This is a genomic window from Microcoleus sp. F10-B2, from assembly GCF_036704965.1.
GTDB lineage: Bacteria > Cyanobacteriota > Cyanobacteriia > Cyanobacteriales > Microcoleaceae > Microcoleus.
The window spans coordinates 21,233-27,232 of sequence record NZ_JAUBTB010000093.1 but is presented as its reverse complement, the minus strand read 5'-3'; the positions used below and the strand labels follow the sequence as shown (position 1 = coordinate 27,232).

General features: G+C 44.1%; 8 protein-coding genes. 3 read left to right on the top strand and 5 right to left on the bottom strand.

The genetic code is table 11. From position 1 onward, the window contains the following. Nucleotides 1-278 precede the first annotated feature (278 nt). The 5 genes from QUA99_RS26710 to QUA99_RS26690 all read right to left on the bottom strand — a co-directional run bounded on the left by QUA99_RS26710 (nt 279) and on the right by QUA99_RS26690 (nt 4,079). Nucleotides 279-578, bottom strand: coding sequence for an element excision factor XisH family protein (locus QUA99_RS26710; protein WP_333244178.1), 300 nt, complete (start codon nt 576-578; stop codon nt 279-281). Nucleotides 579-596: 18 nt separating this feature from the next. Beyond that, nucleotides 597-1,673 carry a branched-chain amino acid ABC transporter permease gene (locus tag QUA99_RS26705; RefSeq protein WP_333244175.1) on the bottom strand — a complete coding sequence of 359 codons (1,077 nt, stop codon included), beginning with the start codon at nt 1,671-1,673 and terminating at the stop codon, nt 597-599. Nucleotides 1,674-1,923: 250 nt separating this feature from the next. Continuing rightward, the gene (locus tag QUA99_RS26700; RefSeq protein WP_333244172.1) at nt 1,924-3,318 is read right to left on the bottom strand and encodes a branched-chain amino acid ABC transporter substrate-binding protein; all 1,395 of its coding nucleotides are present in this window, start codon (nt 3,316-3,318) and stop codon (nt 1,924-1,926) included. Between the two features lie 157 nt (nt 3,319-3,475). Then, nucleotides 3,476-3,832, bottom strand: a complete 357-nt coding sequence (locus QUA99_RS26695) for a type II toxin-antitoxin system RelE/ParE family toxin (RefSeq protein WP_333244169.1) — start codon at nt 3,830-3,832, stop codon at nt 3,476-3,478. Next, complete coding sequence (locus QUA99_RS26690; RefSeq protein WP_333244166.1) at nt 3,825-4,079, bottom strand: hypothetical protein; 255 nt, start codon at nt 4,077-4,079, stop codon at nt 3,825-3,827. Before QUA99_RS26690 ends, QUA99_RS26695 begins: the two co-directional genes overlap by 8 nt. A 165-nt stretch (nt 4,080-4,244) precedes the next feature. On the opposite strand from QUA99_RS26690, the gene QUA99_RS26685 reads away from it, so the two are divergent. From QUA99_RS26685 to QUA99_RS33275, 3 genes are all read left to right on the top strand, one after another. Then, nucleotides 4,245-4,646: a nucleotidyltransferase family protein gene (locus QUA99_RS26685; protein ID WP_333244163.1), complete on the top strand. Its 402-nt coding sequence runs from the start codon at nt 4,245-4,247 to the stop codon at nt 4,644-4,646. Nucleotides 4,647-4,707: 61 nt separating this feature from the next. Beyond that, complete coding sequence (locus QUA99_RS26680) at nt 4,708-5,601, top strand: SMEK domain-containing protein (RefSeq protein ID WP_333244160.1); 894 nt, start codon at nt 4,708-4,710, stop codon at nt 5,599-5,601. 120 nt (nt 5,602-5,721) lie between these two features. Further along, entirely contained in the window at nt 5,722-5,940 is a 219-nt protein-coding gene (locus QUA99_RS33275; RefSeq protein WP_445251045.1) for a HepT-like ribonuclease domain-containing protein, read from the top strand. Nucleotides 5,941-6,000 lie beyond the last annotated feature (60 nt).

Below are 6,000 nucleotides of genomic sequence, written 5' to 3'. Positions count from 1 at the left end.
ACTTTTTTTGACGCTTCTATTGATTTTAACTATTTTACGCTGATTTGGGGATATTTACAAAACCGGGATGCTCCCGACAATGACTTTGCTATTAAGCTTGGCATATCTGTACGGTAGGCTGGCATAGTAGGACAATATTTTATAGATCAAGTCGCGGTATTCGTCTAGTTTATCCATCTGGTAATAACCTCCTGAATCGAATCGACCACGATAAGTTTTATTACTTTATCCGCGAGGACAACTTGCACAATATCTTCATTAAAGAAGCTTGTATAAATTTATTCAGTAATTGCTAGGTATAGAGTGCGCTCTGGCTCTTTTTTCGATATGATTTTTAAGTACAAAGTGTATTGACCGATCGCATTTTCCCAATCTTTTACTAGAGATTTGCCGACAAAACTTTTGATTTCAACTGCAATTCTTTGTCCCTCGCGTTCGGCTGCTAACAGCTTTTTAGCTCCCAAATCCACAAACACACCGCGCGAACCAAATTGCAGAGTCAGAGGATCGTCTGTAATTATCCACCCATCCTTTTCTAAAGCAGTCCTTACTTGATAATGATAAATGTCTTTTGCCATTTTTTCAACCCAGCACCTTCAAACCTTCTCCTGAACATTCTCTCCCAGCAAACCGCCTGGACGAAAAGCCAAAATTACCACCAAAACCCCAAACACCCAAGCATTAGTCCAGCGGCTCGACAAATACTGATCGCTCAAAGACGACAGCAACCCAATCAAAACCCCTCCTAACATCGCCCCCACAATATTGCCAATCCCCCCCAAAACCGCCGCCGTAAAAGCCCTCAGACCCGCCGTAAACCCCATCGTAAACACGATCGTATTGTTGTACAAACCCACCAAAATACCCGCAGAACCAGCCAAAGCTCCCCCAATCAAAAAAGTCAGAGCAATAATCTGATCGACATTAATTCCCATAATTTTAGCAGCATCGCGACTTTGAGCAGTTGCCCGCATCGCCTTTCCGAGACGAGTGTACTGGACAAAAACATGAAGCAAAACCATCAATACCACAGCCACCACCAACACAATTAAATCTTTCGTAGTAAATACAATACTCGTTTGAATTCCCAAAAATTTGAGAATATCAACTCGCGGCAACAAATCTGGAAAGCTTTTCGGAGCTGCCGAGTTAGAACCCATCACCGGAATAAAAGCTTTCAATCCTCCCCAAAACAGACCCATATTTTGGAAAATAAAAGAAACTCCAATCGCTGAAATTAAAGGAGCCAAACGGGGAGCATTTCGCAAAGGTCGATAAGCATACTTTTCGACAACAATATTCAGTCCAGCACAAAACACCGAACATACAATTAAAGCGACTAACATCACCGGTATAGCAATACCTAAAGGTGCGCCATCTTGAATCCCAAAAGCCCCGAACACGGTTAGGGAAGCAAAAGCGCCTAACATATACAAATCGCCGTGAGCAAAATTGATTAACTCAATAATGCCGTAAACCATCGTGTAACCCAAAGCAATAATTGCAATCAGCGCCCCGTTGACAAGACCAACTAATAATTGTTGGATAAAAACTTCAGGATTGCTGGCTATTTCTCCAACTATTTTTGGCAGATCAAATCCTGCGATCGGGCCTAATAGCAAAACTATATAAGCTACACCTAGATATAAGAGAATACTTTTCCAGTTTTTCATAATTATTCGTAATTGGGAATTGGAAATTGGGCATTAGGAACATTCATTCTACTCGTTTCTAGGCAGATATTAGAAACGCGGATTTGGAGGCTCTACCTCCAATTTTTCGGATCGGAAAGCCCAGCAGACCAAGAGTGACTGGTTCCTAGGCTGTGCTTAGGAACCAGTTAAAATCACTACTGACAACAGTCAACAGCCAACTGACAACAGTCAACTGACAACAGTCAACTGACAACTGACAACTGACTAATTATTCCGTCTTGAGCGCATTCACGAACTCCCACTTGCCACCTTTAACAACATTTCCTGACATTGTAGTCAAGCTCGTGTCGCCGTTGGTGTCAAAACTCCAAGTGCCGAGTACCCCGTTAAAATCTTTAGTTGCCAAGACAGCTTCGCGGATAGCAGCGCGGTCATTTTTGCAAACTTTATTAATTGCGCCGATCGCAACTTTAGCAGCTTCATAGGCGTAAGCTGCATAAGCTTCCGGTTCAGCATTATATTTTGCCTTGTAACTTTCGTACCACTTCGCACCCACACCAGTCAATTCTTGAGGAGGCAAGCCGCCAAAAGTAGCGTAAACTCCTTCGGCATCTTTGCCGGCCGCGTCAATTAAAGCTTGCTCTTTAATGCCGTCGGGCCCCATGAACTTAACTGCATCAGCCGTCATCCCGACATTTCTCATGTCTTTAATTATTTGTCCGGCATTGCTTTGAGTAGTGCCTCCAAAGTAAATCATGTCGGGATTTAAAGCTTTGATCTTATTCATTAACGCCTTGTAGTCGCTAGCTTTAATATCAATTCCCTCTCTTCCGAGGACTTGAATTCCCAACTTTTTAGCAGTGGCTTCAAAAACATCAGCGATGCCTTTGCCGTAGAGTTCTTGGTCGTCGAGAATGTATACTTTTTGCACGCCCAAAGATTTCGCCCAGTTGCCAGCTACAGCACCTTGAAGGTCGTCAGCGGGGACAACGCGGGTGAAATTGCGAGTGCCAGCGGGATAATAAACGTTGGGTTCTTTGGCTTCGCCTTTTCCTGGTTTAGTCAGTCCCGGATAAGTGTTGGCCGGACTGATCATGACGATGTTAGCTTGGTTGAGCACGGGAATGGAAAGTTTGGCGGCACCGGAGTTATAGTGACCGATGACGGCAACTACCGAACCGTCAGCCACGGCTTTGTTCGAGTTGGACGTTACTTGGGCAGGGTCCCATTTGCCGGCGGCGGCGGTGGCGTCATCGTAAACTTCGTATTGGATTTGGATTTTGCCGTCGCAAGCTTTGGAGTTGGTTTCGGCGAGGGCTTGTTGGATGCCGTTGACCATTGTTTGAGCTTGACCCAAGGCGCTGCCTGTCATGGGCAGCATGGAGACAATTTTGACAGTATTTGGGTCGCCGGGGCTGCTGACTGCGACGGGAGTGGCTGCGGGACTGGTTCCGGGGCTGCCTCCGGGAGTTGTGGCGGTGGGTGCTGGAGGATTTTGACAGCTAGCGCACAGAGAGGCTATGCCGGCGGCAAAAAGTAATTTCCGCAATCCTGCGACGCCGAGATTCTGTGTTGACTTGGTTTTTGGGGGTGTGGCACTTTTGCCCCCTGATTTTGCTGAAAAGTTCATAGGTTGGTTGGTTTGTTGCTGGCGTTTTTGCATATTTTTCACTCTAGTCAGTATGTAGTCAAGAGTTAGCACAAGTTTAAAAAATTTGTGTCAACTCTCAAAGATACACTGCTGCCGCAAGAAGGTCGGGACTTGGGCCATATGTGATATCAATGTCGGCGATATTTAAAGTTTAGACTTGAAAAATGTCTTATTCGCCTGGTTCTGCTTGGTATTGTGCGATCGCAGTTTGGATTTCCTCGGCCGAGACGTTTGCTTGTTCTGATTTCGAGTAAATCAGGTGTAAAACAACCTGAGTCGGTGATTCAACTTGATAAATCAAACGATAACCACCGCTGTTACCAATTTGGGCATCACTGTTTTTAGCCCGGACTTTGTAAACGGTGTATTGGGTTCCTGCAATCTGGTTTCCGATGAAGTTTCCTTGGATAATCTCATCGAGGACGGGCTGAACATCCGTTTGAATTTGGCGATACTTTTTAGCGAGTCCCTTGAGGCGACGTTTGAAGAGTGCCGTGAATTTGAGTTGGACTGGCATATCAGACATTGATGCCGTCCCAGAGTTCCTCGATGGGGAAGGTTTGTCCAGCTTTGGCTTGGTGGAGCGAGGCTTTCAGGTCAGCGAGGATTTGGTCGTTGGAGTCTGTGTCTGAATCAAAATCTGAGTCAAAGTCTGGGACGATCCCGGCCTGTGTCCGACTGGTCAAAAATTCCAGGAATGTCAGGGTTTGCTCTAAAAGCGATTCAGGAGTCCGTTCGATCGCTTCTAGAAGGCGTTGTTTTATCGGCGACATAAGATGACCTCTCAATCTAGCTCCTCTCATCTTATCAGTAAGTCTAGTAAATTTTGTTTGCATCGAAAACTTAAATGTGTCTGGGATGCTCAAGTTTGGTAAATTAGCGGGTGCTATAGCAATGCTTGGATTCTCTGAATTTTGTCGTCGGAGGTTGACTCGCCCATGATTGAGTTACAAGCGGATTTAGAATATGTAGTGAGCGATCGATTAAAAGTCTCTCTAGATGCGATCGCGCAATTTTGCCAGCGCTGGAACATTGTCGAATTTGCCCTGTTTGGCTCGGTGCTGCGGGATGATTTTCGCCCTGATAGTGATGTGGATGTACTGGTCACCTATGAGCCATCGCACCGCCTCACGCTGTCTCATTTATTGGGTATGCAGGAAGAGATAGAGCATTTATTTCACCGTCCTGTAGATTTGGTGGAAAAAAAGCAGTTAAAAAATCCCTATCGGCGATCGAATGCACCCGGTACGCGATCGCTCGATGGCAAGCAGGAGCGAGAAAGGCAGAGTGCCGGAGACATCGCCATTATTTATTCCGGCAGGAGTTGCTCATCGCTGTAGTTGGGATGAGCCGGCTCAATTTATAGTAAAATTGTAATCATGAGTTAAAGAGGGATAATCGGTGCTTGTTCAGGAAGAGCTTCAAAAGAAAATTTGTGATTTTTTAGGAATCTTACAATATTCAGTAGAGTACCGAGGAGCGATCGGATTGCTCGATCAAAATTTTATTCTTCAATCTTTCATGGCCAAATTTATCAATATTATATACGGGTACGATCTTATCAATCTAGATCGTGATGGGCATAAATATCCTGCAATAGATTTAGGAGACTCTTATAGAAAAGTTGCTTTCCAAGTCACGGCGACCAAGACGCCAACAAAGATTGAGGAGACTATAGAAATTTTCATTCGTCACAAGCAGTATGAAAATTTTAGGCATCTCAAGTTTCTTATCCTGGGAAGGAAGCAAAAGAAGTATTCACAGGTTTTTAACACTTACAATCTATTTGAGTTTAATCCGCAAACAGATATCCTTGATATCAAAGATATAGTACACAAACTTCCTTCCCTAAGTTTAGGGAAACTTCAACGTTTGAGCTATTTGATTGATTCTGAGTTTTCTGGAATAGTCGTATTTAAAACTACATCTCAAATTCTTCACGATCCACATCATCAAGACTCTTTGCCTAGAGAAGAAGTTAAGCCAGATAATGTGGTTAGAACTGTTCGTTGGGTAAATGTGCCTTTATACTCCGATCCAGGCTGTCAACAGCGAAGACCAGATATAACTGGTGTGATGCTTGATAACAGACAGCACCCTGGAAACGTCTTTGCAGGATACACCATCCATCCAACCTCGCCTAATCTCTTTAAAGAAGGAGCGCAAGTGATTATTGTGTATAGTGGAAATAGTGTTTGTGATGAGTCATGGTATCGAAACCCAGAAACACATGAAATAACTTATGCGTGGACTGCCTCATCTGAGGTTATAGGTCGTATGGTTGAAGTTGCTTGAATACCATTACTAGACGGCAGGTAGTTGAAAATTATCCCAAACATCAAACTAATCTGATGATGGTCGATTTGCGAGACTTGTCTTGAAAGTATTTTTATGCAAAGTGCCGTAGAGCGGTAGTTGGGGATTTTGGGGGAGGGAGTTCGGAGAATTTTGAGCGAGTTTCAGCAGTTCCACTCCGAAATTGATTGGCGAAATGCGATTAACTTACGAAATATTTTGGTTAACCGTTATGACCAAGTGAGTTCGGAAGTTATTTGGAATATTGTTACAAGTGTTTTGCCTAGTTTACTTGTGCAATTAGAGGCATTACTGCCACCGTTACCTGATGATAGTTGAGCGATCGCCCACAAACAAAATATGCAGGTGAAGCGGAGCTATCCCGTAGGAAATAGCCCC